2 protein-coding genes are annotated in these 25,336 nt (G+C 72.6%); both read left to right on the plus strand.

From position 1 onward, the window contains the following. Window positions 1-4,986, plus strand: a complete 4,986-nt coding sequence (locus OG798_RS29860; protein ID WP_328757972.1) for a non-ribosomal peptide synthetase — start codon at window positions 1-3, stop codon at window positions 4,984-4,986. Continuing rightward, window positions 4,983-25,307, plus strand: a complete 20,325-nt coding sequence (locus OG798_RS29865; protein ID WP_328757973.1) for a non-ribosomal peptide synthetase — start codon at window positions 4,983-4,985, stop codon at window positions 25,305-25,307. The genes OG798_RS29860 and OG798_RS29865 overlap by 4 nt, the downstream gene beginning before the upstream one ends. Window positions 25,308-25,336 lie beyond the last annotated feature (29 nt).

Consider the following 25,336-nt stretch of genomic DNA (forward strand, 5'->3'; position numbering starts at 1 on the left):
ATGTTTCCCGAGTCACGGACGGACGCATCGGCCGATGCAGCCCAGCTCACCCCCGTGCTCGTCGGCCGTCAGGCTTCGCTGACTCCGGAAGCGATCGCCGTGGAGCACGGTCGGCAGCGGATGACGTACGCGGAGCTCGACGCCCGCAGCAACCGGCTCGCCCACCTGCTGAGGGCCCAGGGTGCCGGACCCGACCTGCCGGTCGGCGTCCGGCTCGCCCGCGGCCTCGACCTGGTCGTCGGACTGCTCGCCATCTGGCGGGCCGGTGCCGCCTACCTGCCGCTGGACACCGAGGCGCCGCGGTCCCGCACCTCCGCGCTGATCGCCGCGTCCGGCACCGCACTCGTCCTCACCGACGCCCGGGGCAGCGCCGCCGTCACCGACGCCGGGGCCCAGCCCGTCGTCCCCGAGGACCTCGCCGCCGAACTCCGGGAGCAGCCCGCCGACGCCCCGGTCACCGGCGTACACAGCACCAACGCCGCCTACGTCCTGCACACCTCCGGGTCCACCGGCACCCCCAAGGGCGTCGTGGTCAGCCACGCCGGCATCGCCAACCGCATCGGCTGGGCGGTGCGACAGCACGGCCTCTCGACCGCCGACCGGGTGCTGCAGAAGACCGCCCTGGTTTTCGACGCCCATGTCTGGGAGGTCTTCGCCCCGCTGGTCAGCGGCGGCACCCTGGTGCTCGCCCCGGCCGGTGCCGAACGCGATCCGGCCGCCCTGGTCCGTGCGGTCGGCGAGCACCGGATCACGGTGCTGCAGGTCGTGCCGTCCGTGCTGCGCCTGCTCGTCGCCGAGGACGGCTGGCAGAAGTGCGGCGCGCTGCGCCTGGTGTGCAGTGCCGGTGAGCCGCTGCACGCCGAACTCGCCCACCGGCTGCGGGCGTTGAGCGACGCCGAGCTGTGGAACACCTATGGTCCGACCGAGTGCTCCATCGACGTCACCGCGCACCGGTTCGACCCCGCCCAGCTGACCGGTCCGGTGCCGATCGGCCGCCCCATCGAGAAGATGCGCGTCCTGGTCGTGGACGCGTCCGGCAGCCCGGTCGGCGTCGGTGTCCCCGGCGAGCTGCTCGCGGGCGGTGCCGGTGTGGCGCGCGGCTATCTCGGCCGCCCCGGCCAGACCGCCGAGCGCTTCGTGCCCGACCCGTTCGCCAAGGACGGCAGCCGCCTGTACCGCACCGGCGACCGGGTCAGCTGGCGCGCCGACGGCGTACTCGAATACCTGGGCCGCATGGACGACCAGGTCAAGGTCAACGGCGTACGCATCGAACCCGCCGAGGTCGAGGCCCAGCTGGCCGCGCACCCGGCGATCGCCGGTGCCGTGGTCCGCCCCTACGCCGCGGCCGACGGCGCCAAGCGGCTCGCCGCCTATTACGTGATCCGCGAGCCGGTCGCCGAGACCGAGCTGCGCGGCCACCTGCTGGAGCGGCTGCCCAGCACCCATGTGCCGGCCGCCCTGATCGAACTGGAGTCCTTCCCGCTGGGCCCGACCGGCAAGGTCGACCGGCGGGCGCTGCCCTCGCCCGACGCGGTCGCCGAACCGGCGGGCACCGCGCCCGCCACCGAGGCCGAGCTCCTGGTCGCCGAGGCCTGGCGGAGTGTCCTCGACTTCGGCCCGCTCACCACCTCCAGCGACTTCTTCCGCGGCGGCGGCACCTCGCTCCAGCTCACCCGGGTCGCCGCCCGGCTGCGCGCCGGCACCGGCCGCGACATCTCCTTGCGCGCCCTGCTCGGCGCCCCCACCCTCGCCGGCCACGCGGCCCTGCTGACGGCGGCCGCCGGGGAGGACTCCGCGCCCGTGCGGCCCGTCTCGCGCGAGGGCGGCCTGCCGCTCTCGTACGGGCAGCGCCGCCTGTGGTTCATGGACAAGATGCATCCGGCCAGTCCCGAGTGGGTCGCCGGTCTGCTGCTCAAGGTGCCCGGCGGCACCGCGTCCGAACTCGTCGGGCGGGCCCTGGACACCCTGGTCGCCCGGCACGAGGCGCTGCGCACCCGGTACGCCGAAGTGGACGGCGAGCCGCGCCAGTTCATCGAGGCGCCGACCGGCGTCCCGATCCGCGCGATCACCACCGGCCGCGAGGGGCTGCCCGCTGTCCTCGCCGAGCTGCTCGGCACGGGCTTCCGCCTCGACGGCGGTGAGCTGCTGCGGGCCGCGCACATCACGCTCGACGACGACAGCGAGCTGCTCGCCGTCGCCATGCACCACATCACCACCGACGGCTGGTCCACCGCCGTCCTGGAGCGCGAGTTCCACCAGGTCCTCGCCGCGCTGACCGCCGGCGAGCAGCCGGTCCTACCGCAACTCGCCGTCCAGTACGCCGACTTCGCGGCCTGGCAGCAGGAGCGGCTCACGGGCGAGGCCGTCGGGCGCGAGCTCACGCACTGGCGCGCCGTCCTCGACGGACACCAGCCACTCGCCCTGCCCACCGACCACCCGCGTCCCGCCGTCCGCGACGGCCGCGGCGGCATCACCCCGGTCACCATCGACGCCGGCACCCTCGCGGCCGTCGACACGATCGCCCGCGAGCACGGCACCACCCGGTTCACCGTCCTGCTCACCGCGTACGCCACCGTCCTCGCCCGGCACAGCGGCCAGTGGGACCTGCCGGTCGGCACCCCGGTCGCCGGGCGCGAGCGGCCCGAACTCGACGGCGTCGTCGGCTTCTTCCTCAACAACGTGGTGCTGCGCTGTGTGCTCGACGGCGAACTCGGCTTCAACGACGCGGTCGCCAGGGTCGCCGCCATCACCCGGGACGCCTTCAGCCACCAGGACCTGCCGTTCGACCTCCTCGTCGACGAGCTGGCGCCCGACCGCGACCTGTCGCGCACGCCGCTCTACCAGGCCGCCTTCGACCTGCACGGCGAGGACTTCAACGGCACCGTCGACGGCGACACCGAGACGGTCCGCAGGATGTGGCGGATCACCCACACCGACCTCACCCTGCTGCTGCGCCCGGCCGCCGACGGATCGCTGGTGGGCGGCCTGGAGTACGCGACCAGCCTGTACGAGGAGGCCACCGCCGCCCGCCTCGCCGCCGGCCTGACCACCCTGCTCGCGTCCGCCACCGCCGACCCCGACCGCGCGCTCGGCGCCCTCGACCTGCTCACCCCCGGTGAGCACGCCGAGCTGACCCGCTGGGGCACCGCCGAGACGCCCCAGCCCGTCATGTCGACGCCGCAGATGTTCGCCGCGCAGGCCGTGCGAACCCCGCACGCCACCGCCGTCGAGGGCGACGGGTTCGCCCTGACCTACCGGGAGCTGGCGGCCCGCGCCGCGCGGATCGCCCGCCACCTGCGCTCGATCGGAGTCCACCGGGGCAGCACCGTCGGTGTCCTGCTCGACCGGGGCCCGGAGTTGCACGCGACCCTGCTCGCCGTCTGGCAGGCCGGCGCGGCGTACGTACCGATCGACCCGGCCTTCCCCGTCGAGCGCGTCACCGGGATGCTCGCCGACGCCGACGCCCGGGTCCTGGTCACCCAGAACGCCTACGAAACAGGGGTGTTCGACGGCACGGTCGTACGGATCGACGGGGCCGACGCCGACGCGATCGCCGCCCAGGACGCCTGGACGCCACCGCTGGAGGCCCACTTCGAAGACCTGGCGTACATCATCTACACCTCCGGCTCGACCGGCCGCCCCAAGGGCGTCGCGGTCAGCCACCGCGGCCTCGCCAACCACCTGAACTGGGCGGCCGCCGAGCTCGCGGGCGCGGGCACCGGCGGCAGCGCGGTCTTCTCCTCGGCCGCCTTCGACCTGGTCGTCCCCAACCTGTGGGCGCCGCTGCTCACCGGCCGGCGGGTGCTGCTCCTTCCGCAGGATCTCGACCTGTCCGAACTCGGCGAACGCCTGGCGGCGCACGCCCCGTTCAGCTTCCTCAAGCTGACGCCGGGCCATCTCGACATCCTGGCCCAGCAGTTGACCGAACGTCAGGCAGCCTCGCTGACCCCGGTCGTGGTGGTCGCGGGCGAGGCCCTGGACGGCTCGCTCGCCGCCACCTGGGCTTCGCTGCTCGGTGAGGGCGGCCGGCTCATCAACGAGTACGGTCCCACCGAGGCCTCCGTAGGCACCAGCGTCCACCCGGTGGCGACCGGCACCGGACCCGGCGTCGTGCCCATCGGCGGCCCGCTGCCCGGCATGGTCATGCGCGTCCTGGACGAGCGGATGCGGCCCGTCCCCGTCGGCGCGGTCGGCGAACTGTACGTCGGCGGCACCGGAGTCGCCCGCGGCTATGTCGGCCGCCCCGGCCTGACCGCCGAGAAGTTCCTGCCCGACCCGTACGGGCCCGCCGGAACCCGCCTCTACCGCACCGGGGACCTGGCACGCTGGCTCGACGGCGGCGCCGTGGAGTTCCTCGGCCGCACCGACGACCAGGTCAAGATCCGCGGCTACCGGGTGGAGACCGGCGAGATCCGCGCGGTCCTGCTCGACCACCCCGGCGTCGCCGACGCGGTCGTCGTGCCGGTCGGCAGCGGCGCCCGGGTCCGGCTCGCCGCCTACTTCACCGCCGTCCCCGGCGGCGACGCGGACGCCGCGTCCCTCGCCGCCCACAGCGCCCTGCTGCTGCCCCCGTACATGGTCCCGGGCAGCTTCACCGAGCTGGAGCGCATCCCGCTCAACCCGAACGGCAAGGTCGACCGGCGCGCCCTGCCCGAGCCGGCGGCGGCCGAACCACCGCGGCGCGCGCGCCCCGCCAACCCCGTCGAGGAGCGCCTCCTCGACATCTGGCGTGACGCCTGTGGGATCGAGGCCGGCCTCGACGACAACTTCTTCCACGCCGGTGGAAATTCGATCCTCGCGATCCGGCTCATCGCCGCGATCCAGACCGACTTCGAGATCACCCTGCCCGTACGCGCCGTGTTCGAGGGCCCGACCGTCGCCGAACTGGCGCAGACGATCGAGGACCGGATCCGCGCGGAGATCGCCGAGATGTCCGACTCCGAAGTGATGGCGGACTCGATGCTGCTGAAGGAGCAGAACGCATGAGCACCGAGGAAGCAACCACCGCCGTGCCCGCCCCGTCGGGTGCCTCGCTCCGCGACGAACTGCTGCGCCGCCGCCTGGCCGGCCGCCGCGGTGCCCGCCGCGACGAGATCACCCGTGCCGACCGCGGCGCCCCCCTGGCGCTCAGCGCCGGCCAGCAGCAGATGTGGTTCCTCAACCGCCTGGAGCCGGACAGCACCGAGTATCTGGTGCCGCTGGTGCTGCGGCTTCGCGGCACCCTCGACGCCGCCGCCCTCGGCCGCGCCTTCGAGACGATCGCCGCCCGCCACGAGATCCTGCGCACCCGGTACGCCTTCGAGAACGGCGGCCCGGTCCAGGTCGTGGACGCGCCCGGCGCCCGCGCACTGCCGCTGCCGGTCGTCCCGCTCACCGGGGCACCGGCCGCCGAGCGCGAGCGGAAGGCCACCGAGGTGCTGCGCGAGCAGCTCGCCACCGGCTTCGACCTGGCCACCGAGTGGCCGGTGCGCGGCACGCTGCTGCGCCTCGCCGACGACGACCACATCCTGGCTTTCGTCTTCCACCACATCGCCTGCGACGCCTGGTCCACCCGCGTCTTCGGCGGCGAACTCAGCGCCTTGTACGCCGCGTTCGTCTCCGGCCGCGAGGCCCAGCTGCCGCCGCTCACCCTCCAGTACGCCGACTACGCGGCCTGGCAGCGGCAGCAGCTCACCGGCCCCGGCGCCGAGGCTCACCTCGACTACTGGCGCGAGCGCCTGGCCGGCGTCGAGGCGACCGACCTGCCGACCGACCGGCCGCGCCCGGCCGTCCGCGACCACGCGGGCGCCGACCTGGACTTCGAGCTGCCCGACGGGCTCGCCGACCGGGTCCGAGAAGCCGCGCTGAACCACGACACCACGCCGTTCACCGTGCTGCTCACCGCCTACCAGACGCTGATCGCCCGCTACACCGGAAAGCGGGACGTGACCGTCGGGACCGTCGTCTCCGGGCGTGGCCGCCCCGAGCTCCAGCAGCTCATCGGCTACGGCATCAACACCCTCGTCATGCGCGCCGAGTGGGACGATCAGGCCACGTTCGGCGGCCTCGTCGCATCCGGTCGCCGGCACATCCTGGACGCCTTCGACCACCAGCAGGTGCCGTTCGCGCAGCTGGTCGACGAGCTCCAGCCGGAGCGCGACCAGTCCCGCACCCCCCTCTACCAGGTCGCCTTCACCCTGCACGAGTGGCGCCTGGACTCCTTCGAGCTGCCCGGCCTCACGGTGGACCCGTTCGGTGACAGCGACGGCATCGCCAAGTGCGACCTCGCCCTCCAGGTGCAGGAACTGCCCGACGGCTCCTTCAGGGCCCGCTTCCAGTACGCCACCGCCCTCTTCGACCAGAGCACGGTCCGCCGCCTCGCCGGCAACTTCGTGCGCCTGCTCGACCAGGTCCTGAACGCCCCGGACACCCCCCTCGAGGCCATCGACATCCTCAGCGAGGCCGAGCGCGCCATCGTCACCGGCGCTCTGGACGGCCACCGCACCACCGAGCCGGTCACCTCTCTCGCTCATGAGTTGTTCGAGGAGTGGGTGGTGGGGTCGCCGGGTTCGGTGGCGGTGGTGGCGGGTGGGTTGTCGTTGTCGTATGGGGAGGTGAATGAGCGGGCGAACCGGTTGGCGCATGTGTTGCGTGCGGCGGGTGTGGGTCCGGAGGATTTGGTGGGTGTGCATCTGGAGCGGGGTGGGGATCTGGTTCCCACGTTGTTGGGTGTGCTGAAGTCGGGGGCGGGTTATCTGCCGTTGGATCCGGCGAATCCGGTGGAGCGTCTGGGGTTTGTGCTCGGGGACGCGGGTGCGCGGGTGGTGGTGACGACGTCGGCGTTGTTGCCGTCGTTGTCGGGTGTGTATGCGGGTGCGGTGGTGGTGCTGGACGCGGAGGAGACGTGTGCGGCGTTGGCTGCGGCGTCGGTGGAGAATCCGGTGCGGGTCTCTGATCCGGACAATGTGATCTACACGATCTATACGTCGGGTTCGACGGGTCGGCCCAAGGGTGTGGTGCTGACGCATGCCAATGTCGTGCGGTTGTTGGAGACGGCGCAGGAGCATTACGGGTTCGATGAGTCCGATGTGTGGTCGATGGCGCACTCGTATGCCTTCGATGTGTCGGTTTTCGAGATGTGGGGTGCGCTGGCTCATGGTGGGCGGCTGGTGGTGGTTCCGCAGGCGGTGACGCGTGCGCCGGAGGAGTTCTTGGATCTGCTGGTCGGGGAGGAGGTGTCGGTTCTCTCTCAGACGCCGACCGCTTTCCGGTCGCTGGTCGCGGCCGCCGCCTCCGGTGACCGCCGGGTTCACGAGCTTTCCCTGCGTGCTGTCGTCTTCGCGGGGGAGAAGCTGGAGGTCTCCGAACTCCGGCCGTGGACGGATCTGTTGGGCCTCGACGCTCCCGCGCTCGTCAACATGTACGGCATCACCGAGACCACCGTCCACACCACCTACCACAAGGTCGAGGAACAGGACGTTGACGGCCTGGCGGCGAATCGCGTGGGCTACCCGCTCAGCGACCTTTCGGTCTATCTGCTGGACGCCTCGGGTTCGCTCGCGCCCGTCGGTGTACCGGGTGAGATCCATGTGGCGGGCCCGGGTGTGGCGCGCGGTTACCTCGGACGTCCGGACCTGACCGCGGAGCGGTTCGTGCCGAACCCGTTCGGGCCGGCCGGCGCTCGTATGTACCGCAGTGGTGACCTCGCCCGCCGCCGTGAGGACGGCAGCCTTGAGTTCCTGGGCCGTATCGACGACCAGGTCAAGATCCGCGGCTACCGCATCGAGCTCGGCGAGATCTCGGCCGCGTTGACCGCGCACGAGGACATCGCCCAGGCCGTCGTGGTCGTCCGCGAGGACACCCCCGGCGACAAGCGACTCGTCGGCTACCTCGTCCCGGCGCGGTCCGGTGCCGGGCTGCCCGTCGCCGAGATTCGCGCGGCCCTCGCCCGCGAGCTGCCCGAGTACATGGTTCCGGCCGCCTTCGTGGCGCTCGACACCATTCCGCTCACCACCAACGGCAAGCTCGACAAGCGCGCCCTGCCCGCCCCCGACGCCGCCCTCCAACTGCGCGCCGCGGGCGAGTTCACCGCGCCGCGCACCCCGGACGAGGAGTCCGTCGCCGCCGTCTGGCGTTCGGTGCTCGGCGTCGACCGGGTCGGCGTCCACGACAGCTTCTTCGAGCTGGGCGGCGACTCGATCCGCGCCGTCGCCCTGGTCGGCGAGCTCCGCGAGGCCGGCCACGAGGTCGCGGTCCGCGACGTCTTCGACTGCCGTACGGTTGCCCGCCTCACCGAGCTGGCCACCGGCCGCCCCGCCGCCACGGCCGGCGCCGAGCGCCGCGTCGCCCCCTTCGAGCTGATCGGCGACGAGGACCGGGCCGTCCTGCCCGCCGACGTCGTCGACGCCTACCCGCTGGGCCAGAACCAGCTGGGCATGGTCATCGAGATGCTGATGGACGACGGCCGCAACCACTACCACAACGTCTCCACCTTCCGGATCCGTGACGAGCACCCCTTCTCGCTCGACGCCCTGGTCGAGGCCGGCCGTATCGTCACCGCCCGGCACGAGGTGCTCCGCACGTCCATCGACCTGGCGTCCTACTCGCGACCCCTCCAGCTCGTCCACGCCACCGCCGAACTGCCCATCACCGCACAGGATCTGACCGGCCTCGACGCCGAGCAGGTGGAGGCCGCGCTGCGCGCCTTCACCGTCGCCGAGCGGGCCCGCCTCTTCGACCTGGCGGTGCCGTCGCTGATGCGCTTCCACGCGCACACCACGGATGACGGCGGCTGGTGGATCTCGGTCACCGAGTGCCACCCCATCCTGGAGGGCTGGAGTCACCACTCCCTACTGATGGAGCTGTTGACGACCTATCAGGTCATACGTGACGGCCGCGACCCGGAGCCGACGGAGCTGCCCTCGCTGCGCTTCGCCGACTTCATCGCGGGCGAGCTCGCCGCCCTCGACTCGGCCGACGACCGTGCGTACTGGGCCGAAGTCACCGAGAACCACGCCAAGTTCATCCTGCCCACCACCTGGGGCGAGCCAGGGGCCGCGCACACCACCTTCCAGACCGGCATCTCCTGGCAGGACCTGGAGCCGGGCCTGCGTGCGCTGGCTACGGCCGCCGACGCCTCCCTCAAGAGCGTCATGATCGCCGCCCACCTCAAGGTGCTCGGCCAGCTCACTCACGAGCAGGCCTTCCACACCGGCCTGGTCTGCGACGCGCGCCCCGAGGAGACAGGCGCCGACCGCGTCTACGGCATGTACCTCAACACGCTGCCGTTCCCGCACACCAAGGGCGCCCGCACCTGGCGTGAGCTGGTGGGCCGGACCTTCGCGGCCGAGGTCGAGCTGTGGGGTCACCGCCGTTACCCGCTGCCCGCCGTCCAGCGCGACTGGGGCGGCACCGGCCGCCTCATGGACGTCTACTTCAACTACCAGGACTTCCGGCAGGTCGACACGGACCTGGTGGACGAGCTGGCCGGCATCGACGACAGCCCCACCGAGTTCCCGCTCAGCGTCTCCTCGCGCGCCGGGCATGTCATCCTGACCGCCGACACCCGCGCCGTCACCCCGGCCCACGCCGAGCGGCTCGCCGAGATGTACCGGTCGGTCCTGGAGGCCATGGCCGCCGACGCGGACGGCGACGCCACCCGCACCTTCCTGCCAGAGGGCGAGCGGGCCGCCCTGCTCGCCGCCGCCGAGGGCCCCGCCACCGAGCCGGTCAGCCGCACCGCGCTCGACGCGATCCTGGCCACCGCGGCCCGTACGCCCGGCGCGGTCGCCGTCCGCGACGCCTCAGGTTCCCTCGACTACGCGGGGCTGTCCGCCCGTTCGGGGGCCCTGGCCCGCCGCGTTCGCGCGGCCGGCGCGGGTCCCGAATCCGTGGTCGGTGTGCTCCTCGACCCGACCGTCGACCTGCCGGTCGCTCTCCTCGCGGTGTGGCGGGCCGGAGCGGCGTACGTCCCGATGGACGCCTCCTGGCCGACCGAGCGCATCGCGACCGTCGTCGCCGACGCCGGCTGCCCCGCCGTCGTCACCCAGGCCGAGTACGCCGATCGCTTCGCCGGATTCGGCGGCCGGGTCCTGCTCGTCGATGAGGACGCCGGCGTCCGGGGTATCGGTGAGGGTGCGGAGGTCCTGGACCCGAACCCGCTGCCCGGGGCCGACCCCGAGCAGCTCGCCTATGTCATCTACACCTCCGGCTCCACCGGCAGGCCCAAGGGCGTCCAGATCACCCACCGCTCGCTCGCCGGCTACCTGGACTGGGCGGTCACCGACTACTTCGGCGGCGCCCCCGGCGACACCGCGCTGTTCTCGTCCGTCGCCTTCGACCTGGTCGTGCCGACGCTGTACGCCCCGCTGATGACCGGCGGCGCGCTGAACCTGTTCGGCTCCGAGCGCGACCTGTCCGAGCTCGGCGACTGGCTGGCCGAGTCGGGCCCGTACGGCTTCCTCAAGCTGACCCCCGGCCATCTGGAGATGCTGGGCCAGCAGTTCGACGGCGAGCGCGCGTACGGCCTCGCGCCGGTGCTCGTCGTCGGCGGCGAGGCCCTGCTCAGCCGCACCGCGGAGCGCTGGCTCGACCTCGTCGGCGGCGGCCGTGTCGTCAACGAGTACGGCCCGACCGAGATCACCGTCGGCAACAGCGTCCACGACGTCACCGGTCCCCAGGCCACCGAGATCGTGCCCGTGGGCCGTCCGCTGCCGGGCACCACGATGCATGTCCTCGACGACAACCTCCAGCCGGTACCGGTCGGCGGCACCGGCGAGCTGTACGTCGGCGGCCACGGCCTCGCCCGCGGCTATGCGGGCCGCCCGGCCCAGACGGCGGCGTCCTTCCTGCCCGACCCGTTCGGCCCGGCCGGCGCCCGCCTCTATCGCACCGGCGACCTCGCCCGGGTCCTCGCCGACGGCACGGTCGACTTCCTCGGCCGTATCGACGGACAGGTCAAGATCCGCGGCTACCGCGTCGAACCCGGCGAGATCGAGGCCGTTCTCGGCAGCCACCCGGCGATCGGCGAGGCCCGCGTCCGCGTCCATGAGAGCGCCACCGGCAAGCAGCTTGTCGCCTACGTCGTTCCCGTCGTCCCGGAGGGCGAACTGCCCCCGCACGCCGAGCTCGACGCGTACGCCGCCGACCGGCTGCCCCCCTACCTGCTGCCCTCCGCCTACCTGGCGCTGGAGCGCATCCCGCTGACCGCCAACGGCAAGCTGGACCAGCGCGCCCTGCCCGCCCCTGACGCCGCCGCCTTCGACGCGGCCCCGCACGTCGCGCCACGCACCCCCGCCGAAGAGCGGATGGCCGCGGTCTGGGCCGAGCACCTGGGCCTGGAGCGGGTCGGCGTCCTCGACAGCTTCTTCCAGCTGGGCGGCGACTCGATCCGCGCGGTCGGCCTGGTCGGCGCGTTGCGCGCGGCGGGGTTCGAGGTCGGCGTCCGTGAGGTCTTCGAGAAGGCCACCGTCGCCGCGCTCTGCGAGTCCGTCACCGGGCGCCCCGCGCCCACCGCGCAGGTCACCGCCGTCGAGCCGTTCGCGCTGCTCTCGGACGCGGACCGGGCGCTGCTGCCCGAGGGCCTGAGCGACGCCTACCCGCTGTCGCAGAACCAGACCGGCATGCTCGTCGAGACCCTCGCGTCGGACGGCCGCAACAACTATCACGACCTGACCTCCTTCCTGGTCCGTGACGGCGCGCCGTTCGACTTCGGCGCCCTTCAGCGGGCCGTGGAGGTTGTCGGTGCCCGCCACGACATCCTGCGCACCTCGGTCGACCTGACCGGGTACAGCGTGCCGATGCAACTGGTACACAGCGAGGTCGCCATCCCGCTGGACCGGGCCGACGTACGCCACCTCGACGAGGACCGACTGGCGGCGGAGCTGGCGGAGTTCGCCGCCACCGAGCGGGCCACCCTCTTCGACATGACGTCGTCCGCGCCACTGCTGCGGATCTTCGTCCACGTCCAGAGCGACGCGGCCTGGCGGCTGACCTTCACCAAGAGCCACGCCATGCTGGAAGGCTGGAGCTACCACACCCTGCTCAACGAATTGGTCGAGGTCTACCGGGCGCTGCGCGACGGCGCCGAGCCCGCCCCGTACGAGGCGCCGCCCGTGCGCTTCGCGGACACCGTCGCCGCCGAGCTCGCGTCCCTCGACGACGCCGAGGACCGCGCCTACTGGCAGGGCATCGTGGACACCCACACGCCGTTCGCGCTGCCCGCCGACTGGCACGGCGACCGCACCGCACCCCCCGAGACGGTGGGGGCCGGCTTCTCCTTCCGCGACCTGGAGCCCGCGCTGCGCGGCCTCGCGACCAAGGCGGGAGTGCCGATCAAGGCGGTGCTGCACGCGGCCCACCTGAAGGTGATGTCGCAGCTGACCGACGAGGAGCGCTTCTTCACCGGCATCGTCGGCCACCAGAGGCCCGAAGTCCCCGGCTCCGAGCGCCTGTTGGGCATGTATCTCAACACCATGCCGCACGCCCACGACCGGTCCTCCCGGACCTGGGGTGAGCTGGCGAGGCAGGCCTTCGACGGTGAGGTCGCGGCCTGGCCGCACCGGAACTTCCCGCTGCCGGCCATCGAGAGCGGCGGCCGCCGCCTGATCGACGTCTACTTCGTCTACCTCGACTTCCACCTCGTCGGGGAGGACCAGGTGGTCGACGAGGGCAACGGCATCAACAGCAGCTCCACCGAGTTCGGCCTCGGCGTCACCGCCATCGGTGGCTTCATCAGCCTCCGCGCCAGTTCGCACGTCCTGTCCGCCGAGAACGCGGAGCGCGTCGCGGGCATGTACCGCTCGGTCCTGGAGGCGATGGCCGTCGAGGGCATCGACGGCGACGCGCGAGCGGTTCGGGTGACGGCCGGAGAGTACGACCTGCTTGTACGTGACGCCCGGACCCCGGGCTCCGAAGTCACCTCTCTCGCTCATGAGTTGTTCGAGGAGTGGGTGGTGGGGTCGCCGGGTTCGGTGGCGGTGGTGGCGGGTGGGTTGTCGTTGTCGTATGGGGAGGTGAATGAGCGGGCGAACCGGTTGGCGCATGTGTTGCGTGCGGCGGGTGTGGGTCCGGAGGATTTGGTGGGTGTGCATCTGGAGCGGGGTGGGGATCTGGTTCCCACGTTGTTGGGTGTGCTGAAGTCGGGGGCGGGTTATCTGCCGTTGGATCCGGCGAATCCGGTGGAGCGTCTGGGGTTTGTGCTCGGGGACGCGGGTGCGCGGGTGGTGGTGACGACGTCGGCGTTGTTGCCGTCGTTGTCGGGTGTGTATGCGGGTGCGGTGGTGGTGCTGGACGCGGAGGAGACGTGTGCGGCGTTGGCTGCGGCGTCGGTGGAGAATCCGGTGCGGGTCTCTGATCCGGACAATGTGATCTACACGATCTATACGTCGGGTTCGACGGGTCGGCCCAAGGGTGTGGTGCTGACACATGCCAATGTCGTGCGGTTGTTGGAGACGGCGCAGGAGCATTACGGGTTCGATGAGTCCGATGTGTGGTCGATGGCGCACTCGTACGCCTTCGATGTGTCGGTTTTCGAGATGTGGGGTGCGCTGGCTCATGGTGGGCGGCTGGTGGTGGTTCCGCAGGCGGTGACGCGTGCGCCGGAGGAGTTCTTGGATCTGCTGGTCGGGGAGGAGGTGTCGGTTCTCTCCCAGACGCCGACCGCTTTCCGGTCGCTGGTCGCGGCCGCCGCCTCCGGTGACCGCCGGGTTCACGAGCTTTCCCTGCGTGCTGTCGTCTTCGCGGGGGAGAAGCTGGAGGTCTCCGAACTCCAGCCATGGACGGACAGACTGGGCCTCGACGCTCCCGCGCTCGTCAACATGTACGGCATCACCGAGACCACCGTCCACACCACCTACCACAAGGTGGACGGTGTGGACCTGGCCCGTCCGGCGACCAGCCGGGTCGGGCATCCGCTCTCCGACCTCTCGGTGCTGCTGCTCGACGCGGACGGCCGGCCGGTGCCGGTCGGTGTCCCCGGCGAGATCCATGTGGCGGGCCCGGGTGTGGCGCGCGGTTACCTCGGACGTCCTGACCTGACCGCGGAGCGGTTCGTGCCGAACCCGTTCGGGCCGGCCGGCGGCCGGATGTACCGAAGCGGCGATGTGGCCAAGCGGCTGGCCGACGGAGGCCTGGAAGTCCTGGGCCGTATCGACGACCAGGTCAAGATCCGCGGCTACCGCATCGAACTGGGCGAGATCGCCGCCGCGCTCGCCGCCGAGCCGTCCATCGCTCAGGCCGTCGTGGTCGTCCGCGAGGACACCCCCGGCGACAAGCAGCTCGTGGCGTACGCGGTGCCCGCCGAGGGCGGACTCGCCGATCCGCGCACGCTGCGTGAGAGCCTGGGCCGCGCACTGCCGGACTACATGGTCCCGGCCCTCTTCGTGGCGCTCGACACCATTCCGCTCACCACCAACGGCAAGCTCGACAAGCGCGCCCTGCCCGCCCCGGACCGCTCCGACCTGGCGGTGGCGGCCGGCTCGGTCGCCCCGCGCACCCCGCAGGAGCAGCGGCTCGCGCTGATCTGGGCCGACGCCCTCGGTCTGGACTCGGTCGGCGTCGAGGACGCGTTCTTCGACCTCGGCGGCGACTCGATCCGCGCCGTCGCGCTGGTCGGCGCGATGCGCGCGGCCGGTCTCGACGTGTCCGTCCGGGACGTCTTCGAGCGGCGCACCATCGCCTCGGTCGCCGAGCTGCTCGCGGGCCGCACCGCCCCGGTCGAGGAGTTCCGCACGGTCGAGCGGTTCGCGATGATCAGTGCGGCGGACCGGGCGCTGCTGCCGGTCGGCGTGGTCGACGCATACCCGCTGACCCAGGTGCAGACCGGCATGCTCGTCGAGATGCTGGCCGGTTCGCGGGACGGCGCCCCGGCGGCGTACCACTCGACCGCGAGCTACAAGGTCCGCGACGAGCGGCCGTTCGACGCGGACGCGCTCCGCGCGGCGGTGCGCACCGTCACGGCCCGGCACGAGGTGCTGCGCACCTCCTTCGACCTGTCCACGGCCTCCCGGCCGCTGCAGCTCGTGCACGCCTCGGCCGGGACTCCGGTCGCGGTGCACGACCTGAGCGACCTGGACGCGGCGGGCGTCGACGCGGCGCTGCGAGCCCACCAGGCCGCGGAGCGGGCCGAGGTGCTCGACCCGGCGGTCGCTCCGCAGCTGAGGGTCGCGGCGCATGTCGTGGGTGACGGGTGGTGGCTGGGGCTCACACAGTCCCACCTGATCACCGAGGGCTGGTCGCAGCACGCGATGCTGATGGAGATCATCGCCTGCTACCGGGCGTTCGCGGCGGGCCGCGCGCCCGAGACGTACCAGGCGCCGGATGTCCGCTTCGCGGACACCGTGGCCGCCGAGCTGGCCTCCCTGGAGTCGGCCGAGGACCGCGCGCACTGGCAGGGCGTGGTACAGGGGTACACGCCGTTCGTGCTGCCCGCCGACTGGGCGGACCGCACGGGCGCGGCCGAGGACTACGCGGTCACCGTGGAGCTGATGGACCTGGAGGCGCCGCTGCGCGCCTTCGCCGCCAGGGCCGGGGTCTCCGTCAAGAGCGTGCTGCTCGCCGCCCACCTCAAGGTGCTCAGCCAGCTCACCGACGAGCCTGCCTTCCACACGGGACTGATCTGCGACACGCGCACCGAAGTCCTGGGCTCCGACCGGGTGTTCGGCATGTACGTCAACACCTTGCCGTTCCCGCACACCCGTACCGCCCGCACCTGGCGGGAGCTGGTGCGCCAGGTCTTCGACCGCGAGGTCGCGCTCTGGCCGCACCGCCGCTTCCCGCTGCCGGAGATCCAGCGCACCGCCGGTACGGCCGGGCGCCTCATCGAGGTGATCTTCAACTACCAGGACTTCCACAACCTGGACGGCCGGCAGCTCGATCTCGCGGCCGGGCTCGGCTCGGGCTCCACCGAGTTCGCCCTGGAGGTCTCGACCTCCGGCGGGGGTCTCGCCCTGAAGACCGACACCTCGGTGCTGGGCCGGGACGCGGCGGACCGCCTGGCCGCGATGTACCGGTCGGTCCTGGAGGCGATGGCCGTCGAGGGTGTCGACGGTGATGCCCGCACGACCCGTCTGTGCGCCGCCGACGCGGAACTGCTCGGCTCCTGGGCGGACACGGCCCGTACGCCGTCCTGGATCAGCATCGAGCGGGAGTTCGAGCGGTATGCCGCCAAGTACCCCGACCGGCCGGCGATCTCCGACGACACCAGCGCGCTCAGCTACGCCGCCGCCAACGCGGAGGCCAACCGGCTCGCCCGCCACCTGCGCGGCCTCGGCGTCGGCCCCGACACGGTGGTCGGCATCAGCGCCGACCGTTCCCCCAAGACGGTCCTCGCCGTCCTCGCGGTGCTCAAGGCGGGCGGCGCCTACCTGCCGCTCGACCCGGGCTACCCGGCGTCCCGGCTCGCCTTCATGGCCGCCGACGCGCGGGTGAAGGTGCTGATCACCCAGGGCTCGTACGCCGACGCCCTGGCCGGGATCGACGCCGCCGCGGTGCTGCTCGACGAGCCGGCCGACTGGGCCGCGCAGGAGGCCACCGATCTGCCGGAGACCGCCCACCCCGACGACCTGGCGTACGTCATCTACACCTCCGGCTCCACCGGCAGGCCCAAGGGCGTCCACGTCCACCGGCACGGCATGGCCAACCACCTGCTCGCCAAGGTCGAGGACCTGGAACTGACCGGCGCCGACAGCATCGTGCAGAACGCGTCGATGGCCTTCGACATCTCGGTGTGGCAGATGCTCGCCGCGTTCGCGGTCGGCGGCCGGGTCCGGGTGGCCGACGCGGACACCGCGCTCGACCCACTGTCCTTGTTCCCGCGCACCGCCGACGAGCACATCACCGTCCTCGAAGTCGTACCGTCGCTGCTGCGCGCCGCGCTCGACGCGATGGACGCGGGCGCCCTCGAGGTCCGGCTCCCGTCCCTGCGCTGGATGGTGGTGACCGGCGAGGCGCTGCCGCCGGACCTGTGCCGCCGCTGGTTCGACCGCTTCCCGCACGTGCCGATGGTCAACGCCTACGGCCCGACCGAGTGCTCCGACGACATCACACACGCCCTGATCCGGTCCGGTGACGAGATCGGCGACACCCGCGTCACCATCGGAAAGCCGGTCCGCAACTTCCGGCTGTACGTACTGGACGAGCACCTGGCCCCGGTCCCGGTCGGTGTCCCCGGCGAGCTCTACGCGGGTGGCGTCGGCGTCGCTCGCGGCTACGGTGGCCGCCCCGGTCTGACGGCCGAGCGGTTCGTGCCCGACCCGTACGGCCCGGCTGGCTCCCGCCTGTACCGGACCGGTGACGTCGTCGCCTGGAACCGGGAGGGCGACCTCGAGTTCCTGGGCCGCGTCGACCACCAGGTGAAGATCCGCGGCCAGCGCATCGAACTCGGCGAGATCGAGGCCGCGCTCGTCGACCGCCCCGAGGTCGCCGACGCCGCCGCGGTCGTCCGTGAGGACACCCCGGGCGTCCAGCTCCTGGTCGCCTACCTGGTGCCCGCCGAGGACGACACGCTCGACGTGGCCGCGCTACGCGCCGAACTCGCCGAGCAGCTGCCGCCGGCGATGGTCCCCGGCGCCTACGTCACCCTGGACGCCCTGCCGCTCACCCCGAACGGCAAGGTCGACCGGCGCGGCCTGCCGGTCCCCGAGGCGGACGCGGACGCCGACGCGGCGTATGCCGAGCCCACCACCGAGGCCGAGCGCGTGGTCGCCGAGGTCTGGGAGCAGGCCCTCGGGGCCCGCCGGATCGGCGCCCAGGACGGCTTCTTCGACCGGGGCGGCGACTCGATCCGCGCCGTCACCGTCGTCGGAGCGCTGCGCGGCCGGGGCTACGACGTGTCCGTGCGGGACGTCTTCGAGCACCGTACGGTCGCGGCCCTGGCCGAACTGGCGGCCGGGCGCGACAAGTTGACCGCCCAGGCCGGTGCGGTCCGCCCGTTCTCCCTGATCGGCGCGGCCGACCGGGGGCTGCTGCCCGCCGACGCCGTCGACGCCTACCCGCTCGGCCAGGTCCAGCTCGGCATGGTCGCCGAACTGCTCTCCGAGAACGGCCGCAACAACTACCACACGGTGGTCTCCAAGCGGATCCGCGACGACCGGCCCTTCGACGCCGACGCGCTGCGCGCCGCCGTCCGCACCGTCACCGCCCGCCACGACACGCTGCGCACCTCGGTGCACGTCACCGGCTACGGCGTACCGATGCAGGTGGTGCACGCGACGGCTGAAGTGCCCGTGCGGATCGACGACTTGAGGAAGACCGGCCCGGTGGACGGCGAGCGCGAACTGCTCGCGTACGTCGCCGCCGAGCGCGCCGACCTGTTCGACTTCCGTGTCGCCCCGCTGCTGCGCGTCGCCATCCACCTGGAGAGCGACGACGCCTGGTGGCTGACCCTGACCCAGTCCCACGTGATCGTCGAGGGCTGGAGCCAGCACACCCTGGAGATGGAGCTTGTGAACGCCTACCGGGAGTTCCGCGACTCGGGCGAGTCCGCCCCGTACCAGGCCCCGCCGGTGCGCTTCGCGGACTTCGTCGCGGGGGAACTCGACTCGCTGGACAGCGCCGCCGACCGCGCCTACTGGGAGCGGATCGTCAAGGAGCACGCCCGGCTCGCCCCGCCCGCCGCCTGGGCCGGCGACCCGGCCACCGCGGAGCCGTACGGCATCGACGTGCCGCTGGACTCGCTCGCCGAGGCCCTGCGCGCGCGGGCCGCCGAGGCGGACGTGCCGCTCAAGACCGTGCTCCTCACCGCCCACCTGACCGTGATGGGTCGCCTCACGGACGCCGCGGCCTTCCACACCGGTGTCGTCTTCCACGCCCGGCCCGAGGCCGTCGGCGCCGACCAGGTGATCGGCATGCACCTCAACACGCTGCCGTTCGCCCACGAGCGCGGGGCGCGCTCCTGGCGCGAGGCGATCGTCCAGGTGTTCCGCCGCGAGACGGAGATCTGGGCCCACCGCCGCTACCCGCTGCCCGCCATCCAGCGTGCCTGGGGCGGCCGACGGCGCCTGCTCGACGTCCACTTCAACTACATCGACTTCCACCAGACCGACACCGACCTGGTGGACACCGGGACGGGCATCAGCGAGGCGCCGACCGAGTTCGGGCTCTCCGTGCACGCGCACGGCGACCGCAAGATCGGCATCCACAGCGACACCGGCCTGATCACCCGCGCCAACGGCGAGCTCCTGGCCCGGATGTACCGCGAGGTTCTGGAGTCGATCGCGAACGGGCTCGACGGAGAGATCGGGCTCGACGGAGAGATCGGGCTCGACGAGTTCGGGACCACGGAACCAGTACAGGGGGAGGCTGAAGTGGGCGTTCTCGCTCATGAGTTGTTCGAGGAGTGGGTGGTGGGGTCGCCGGGTTCGGTGGCGGTGGTGGCGGGTGGGTTGTCGTTGTCGTATGGGGAGGTGAATGAGCGGGCGAACCGGTTGGCGCATGTGTTGCGTGCGGCGGGTGTGGGTCCGGAGGATTTGGTGGGTGTGCATCTGGAGCGGGGTGGGGATCTGGTTCCCACGTTGTTGGGTGTGCTGAAGTCGGGGGCGGGTTATCTGCCGTTGGATCCGGCGAATCCGGTGGAGCGTCTGGGGTTTGTGCTCGGGGACGCGGGTGCGCGGGTGGTGGTGACGACGTCGGCGTTGTTGCCGTCGTTGTCGGGTGTGTATGCGGGTGCGGTGGTGGTGCTGGACGCGGAGGAGACGTGTGCGGCGTTGGCTGCGGCGTCGGTGGAGAATCCGGTGCGGGTCTCTGATCCGGACAATGTGATCTACACGATCTATACGTCGGGTTCGACGGGTCGGCCCAAGGGTGTGGTGCTGACGCATGCCAATGTCGTGCGGTTGTTGGAGACGGCGCAGGAGCATTACGGGTTCGATGAGTCCGATGTGTGGTCGATGGCGCACTCGTATGCCTTCGATGTGTCGGTTTTCGAGATGTGGGGTGCGCTGGCTCATGGTGGGCGGCTGGTGGTGGTTCCGCAGGCGGTGACGCGTGCGCCGGAGGAGTTCTTGGATCTGCTGGTCGGGGAGGAGGTGTCGGTTCTCTCCCAGACGCCGACCGCTTTCCGGTCGCTGGTCGCGGCCGCCGCCTCCGGTGACCGCCGGGTCAAGCGGCTGAGTCTGCGCGCGGTGATTTTCGCGGGCGAGAAGCTGGAGGTCTCCGAACTCCAGCCGTGGACGGACAGACTGGGCCTCGGTCGCACCTCGCTCGTCAACATGTACGGCATCACCGAGACCACCGTGCACACCACCTACCACCGGCTCACCAAGCGGGACTTCGCACCGGGCGCGGGCAACCCGGTCGGCCGTCCGCTGGCCGACCTGACCGTGCACCTGCTCGACGCCCAGGGCGCCGAGGTGCCCGTCGGCACCGAGGGTGAGATCCATGTGGCGGGTCCGGGTGTGGCGCGCGGTTACCTCGGACGTCCTGACCTGACCGCGGAGCGGTTCGTGCCGAACCCGTTCGGGCCGGCCGGCGGCCGGATGTACCGCAGTGGTGACCTCGCCCGCCGCCGTGAGGACGGCAGCCTTGAGTTCCTGGGCCGTATCGACGACCAGGTCAAGATCCGCGGCTACCGCATCGAGCTCGGCGAGATCTCGGCCGCGTTGACCGCGCACGAGGACATCGCCCAGGCCGTCGTGGTCGTCCGCGAGGACACCCCCGGCGACAAGCGACTCGTCGGCTACCTCGTGGCGGCCGGGCAGTTCCTCCCCGACGCGGGCGCCCTGCGCGCACACCTGGCGCGGACCCTGCCCGAGTACATGGTTCCGGCCGCCTTCGTGGCGCTCGACACCCTCCCGCTCACCACCAACGGCAAGCTCGACAAGCGCGCCCTGCCCGCCCCGGAGGAGGGCGGTCAGCTCCGCTCGGCCGCCGGGTACGTCGCTCCCCGCACGGCCATCGAGGCCCAGGTCGCCGCGGTGTTCCAGTCGGTGCTCGGCGTCGACAAGGCCGGCGTCCACGACAGCTTCTTCGACCTCGGCGGCGACTCCATCCGGGCCGTACTGCTCGTGGGCACACTGCGGGACGCCGGGTACGAGCTGAGCGTGCGCGAGCTCATGGAGCGGCCGGTCCTCGGCCGGCTCGCCGAGCTGCTCGCGGGGCGCACCGGTGCCGCGCCCGCCGCCGCCCCGGCCCCGGTCGCGCCGTACGCCCAGATATCCACCGCAGACCGTGAGCTGCTGCCCGCCGGTGTGGTGGACGCCTATCCGCTGACGCAGAACCAGCTCGGCATGCAGATCGAGATGCTGTCAGCGCCCGAGCGGCCCGACTACCACCTGGTGACCAGCCTGCGGCTGCGCGACGCACGGCCCTTCGACGCCGCCGCGTTCCAGCGGGCCCTGGACGCCCTGGTGGCCCGGCACGACGTGCTGCGCACCAGCGTCGACCTCGACACCTACAGCGTCCCGCTGCAACTGGTGCACGGCACCACAGAACTCCGGCTGAAGGTTGTCGACCTGACCGGGCTCGGCGAGGCCGGTGCCACCGCCGCCATCGAGGCCTACGTCGACGAGCGCGGCCGGACCGCGCTCGATCCGGCCGCCGCGCCCCTGCTGGACGTCACCGTCCACCTGTGCGCCGACGGGAGCCGCCAGCTCACCGCCGTCAACTCCCATGTGATCCTGGACGGCTGGAGCCTGGGCGGGCTGCTCACCGAACTGCTCGCGCTGTACGACGGGGCCCTGGCCGGGAAGCTGCCCGCCCACGAGGCACCCGCCGTGCGGTTCGCCGACACCGTCGCCGCCGAGGCGCGGGCCCTGGAGTCGGCGGAGGACCGGGCCCACTGGCAGGCCGTCGTCGCCGGGCACGAGCGGTTCGCGCTGCCGGCCGGCTGGGGCGAGACCGACCCGGACGCGTCCGAGGAGATGTACCTCCTCGACGTCGGCTACGCCGACCTGACCGAGGGCCTGGAGCGGCTCGCCGCGCAGGCCCAGGCGCCGCTGAAGAGCGTGCTGCTCGCGGGCCATCTCAAGGCGCTCAGCCTGCTCACTCCCGAGCCCGCCTTCCTGACCGGCCTCACCTCGCACGTGCGGCCCGAGGCGGCCGGCGCCGACCGGGTGCACGGCATGTTCCTGAACATCCAGCCCATCGGGTACACCGACGGCGCCCGCACCTGGCGCGAGCTCGTCGAGCGGACCCTCGCCGCGGAGCTCGCCGGCTGGCCGCACCGGCACTTCCCGATGCCTGCCATCCAGCGGGAGTTCGGCGACGGCTCCCGGCTGGTCGAGGTGTACTTCAGCTATCAGGACTTCACCTCGGTCGCCGCCGGGCAGCAGGACCTGGGCGCCCGGGTCGACGCGGATGCCAGCACCGGCGCCAGCTCCAACGAGTTCGGCTTCTCCGTCGGCACCGCCCCCGGCCGGCTCCAGCTGCGCTGCGCGCCCCGCGCGGTCGGCCGGGCCCATGGCGAGCGGATCGCCGCCCTCTACCGCCAGGTCCTGGTGGAGATGGCGGGCGGTGCGGACGGCGACGCCCGCTCCGGCTGCCTGCCGCCCGCCGAGACCGGCCGGATCGCGGGCTGGGAGGCGGCTCCCGAGGGGGCGACCGCCGACCGCCCGGTGTACGAGGTGTTCGCCGAGCGGGCCGCCCGCACCCCGGACGCCGTCGCGGTCGCCGGGGAAGGATTCACCCTGACCTACGCCGAGTTGGAGGCGCGCAGCAATCAGATCGCGCACCACCTGCTCGCCCAGGGAGTCGGCACCGAGTCGCTCGTCGGTGTGCTCCTCGACCGGGGCCCGGACCTGCACGCCGCGCTGCTCGGTGTGTGGAAGGCCGGAGCGGCCTACATCCCGCTCGACCCGGCGTTCCCGGCCGCCCGTATCGAGACGATGCTCGACGACGCGGGCGCCACCCTCGCGCTGACCGGCACCGGGTACACCGACCGGTTCGCCGCCGGGGTCACGGTCGTCGACCTGGCGGCCGACGCCGCCGCGATCGCGGCCCGGCCGACGGCCCCCGCCGGCGTCCCCGGCGAACCGGACCGACTCGCCTACGCCATCTACACCTCGGGTTCCACCGGCCGCCCCAAGGGGGTCGCGGTCTCCCACCGGGGGCTCGCCAACCATCTGGGCTGGGCGGTCCGCGAACTCGTCGGCGCGGGCACCGGCGGCGGTGCGGTCTTCTCCTCGGTCGCCTTCGACCTGGTCGTCCCCAACCTGTGGGCGCCGCTGCTCACCGGCCGGCCCGTGGTGCTGCTGCCGCAGGATCTCGACCTGTCCGAGCTGGGGGAGCGGCTGCTCGCCCATGGCCCGTACGCCTTCCTCAAGCTCACCCCCGGCCACCTGGAGGTGCTCTCCCACCAGGTGAGCGACGAGCAGGCCCGGGACCTCGCCGGAGTGATCGTGGTCGCGGGCGAGGCGCTCCAGGGCGAACTCGCCTCCCGCTGGGCCGAGGTGCTGGGAGCGGGTCGGCTCATCAACGAGTACGGGCCGACCGAGGCCTCCGTCGGCACCAGTGTCCTTCCGCTGACGTGGCCTCTCGCCGCCGAGGTGGTGCCGATCGGGCGCCCGCTTCCCGGCATGGTGATGCGCGTCCTGGACGGCGGGATGCGCCGGGTACCGGCCGGGGCCGTCGGCGAGCTGTACGTCGGCGGCACCGGAGTCGCCCGCGGCTACATCGGCCGCGCCGCCCTGACCGCCGAGACGTTCCTGCCCGACCCGTACGGCCCCCCGGGCGCCCGGATCTACCGCACCGGCGACCTGGCGCGCTGGCTGGCCGACGGCACGGTCGAGTTCCTCGGCCGCGCCGACGACCAGGTCAAGATCCGCGGCTACCGGGTGGAGACCGGCGAGATCCAGGCCGTCCTGCTCGGCCACCCGGCGGTCCGCGCGGCTTTTGTCACGGGCCGCGAGCACGCCCCGGGCGATGTGCGGCTCGCCGCGTACGTGGTGCTCGACGATGCCATCGAGGCGGGCGCGCTCGCCCGGCACTGCACCGAGAAGCTGCCCGACTACATGGTCCCGGCGACGTTCACGGTCCTCGACTCGATGCCGCTGAACGCCAACGGGAAGGTCGACCGCAAGGCGCTTCCCGACCCCGAAGCGGCCGACAGCGAGGGCGAGTTCGTGGAGCCCGCCACCCCGACCGAGATCGCCCTCGCGGCCATCTGGGCGAGGGTGCTCGGGGTGGAGCGGGTGGGCTCCACCGACAGCTTCTTCGCCCGTGGCGGCCACTCCATTCTGGTCATCCAGGTGGTCGCCGCCGCCCGCGAGGCCCAGCTGCCGCTCTCGCTGTTCATGCTCTACCAGCACGAGACGCTGGCGGAGCTGGCGGCGGCCGTCGACGAGGCGGTCGCGGCCGCCGCGCCCAAGCCCGCCCCCGTGCCCGCCCCGGCGAGCCTGCTGCCGGTGCCGGCCGAGGTGTTGGAGCGGTACCGGGTGCCCGGGGTCAGCGTCGCCGTCATCATCGGCGGCGAACTGGTCGCCGCCGAGGCACACGGCCTCGCCGCGGGTGGGGTCCCGGTCACGCCGGTCACGACGTTCCAGGTCGGCTCGCTCAGCAAGCACGTCACCGCCTTCGGCGCGCTGCGGCTGGTCGGGGACGGGGTGCTCGCCCTCGACGAGGACGTCAACACCTATCTGCGCGGCTGGCGCGTGCCGGACGGTGAGGTCCCGGTCACGGTACGGCAGTTGCTCGGCCACCTGGCCGGTCTCACGCCGACCCCGGGCAAGGGCTTCCAGCCCGGCGACGCCGTACCGACCCTGCTCGACCTGCTGCACGGCAGCGGGCCCGCGACGACCGCCCCGGTCGGCCGGGACCTCGAACCCGGCACGGTCTTCCGCAAGGCCAACGTCCATTACTCGGTGCTCCAGCAGGCCATGACGGACGCCACCGGCGAGCCGTTCCACCAGCTGATGCGGACCCTGGTGCTCGACCCGCTCGGCATGCGGGACAGCAGCTTCGACCAGGGCTTCCCCGTCATGCCGGGGCGCGTGGGCAAGGTCGCGCTCGGTCACGACGCCGAGGGCCGGCAGATCGAGGGCGGCCGCCGGATCCGCCCCGACGCGGCTGCCGCCGGGCTCTGGTCCACCGCGCCCGACCTCGCCAAGCTGGCCCTGGAGATCCGCCGTTCGGCGCTCGGCAGGCCGCTCGCGCTGCTGCGTGAGGAGACGGCGGCCGAGCTGCTCACGCCCCACCGGGACACCTTCTACGGTCTGGGCACCGTGGTCGACGCCACCGGCGCCGACACCCAGTTCGGCCACGGTGGCACCCCGACGGGGTACCACGGGGTGTCCGTCACCCGGCTCACCGCGGGCTCCGGACTGGTCGTGCTGACCAACGGGGACGCGGGCGAGCACGTGGTCAAGGCAATCGCCGCCGCCATGGACACCGTCTGACCCCGCCCCTTTCCGGTGGCCGGTCCGGC

It is taken from the genome of Streptomyces sp. NBC_00271, assembly GCF_036178845.1.
In the GTDB taxonomy this organism is placed as follows: Bacteria; Actinomycetota; Actinomycetes; order Streptomycetales; family Streptomycetaceae; genus Streptomyces.

Coding starts and splice junctions, on each gene's coding strand:
- OG798_RS29865 (WP_328757973.1), top strand. CDS start 4,983: ATGAGCACCGAGGAAGCAACCACCGCCGTGCCCGCCCCGTCGGGTGCC.
- OG798_RS29860 (WP_328757972.1), top strand. CDS start 1: ATGTTTCCCGAGTCACGGACGGACGCATCGGCCGATGCAGCCCAGCTC.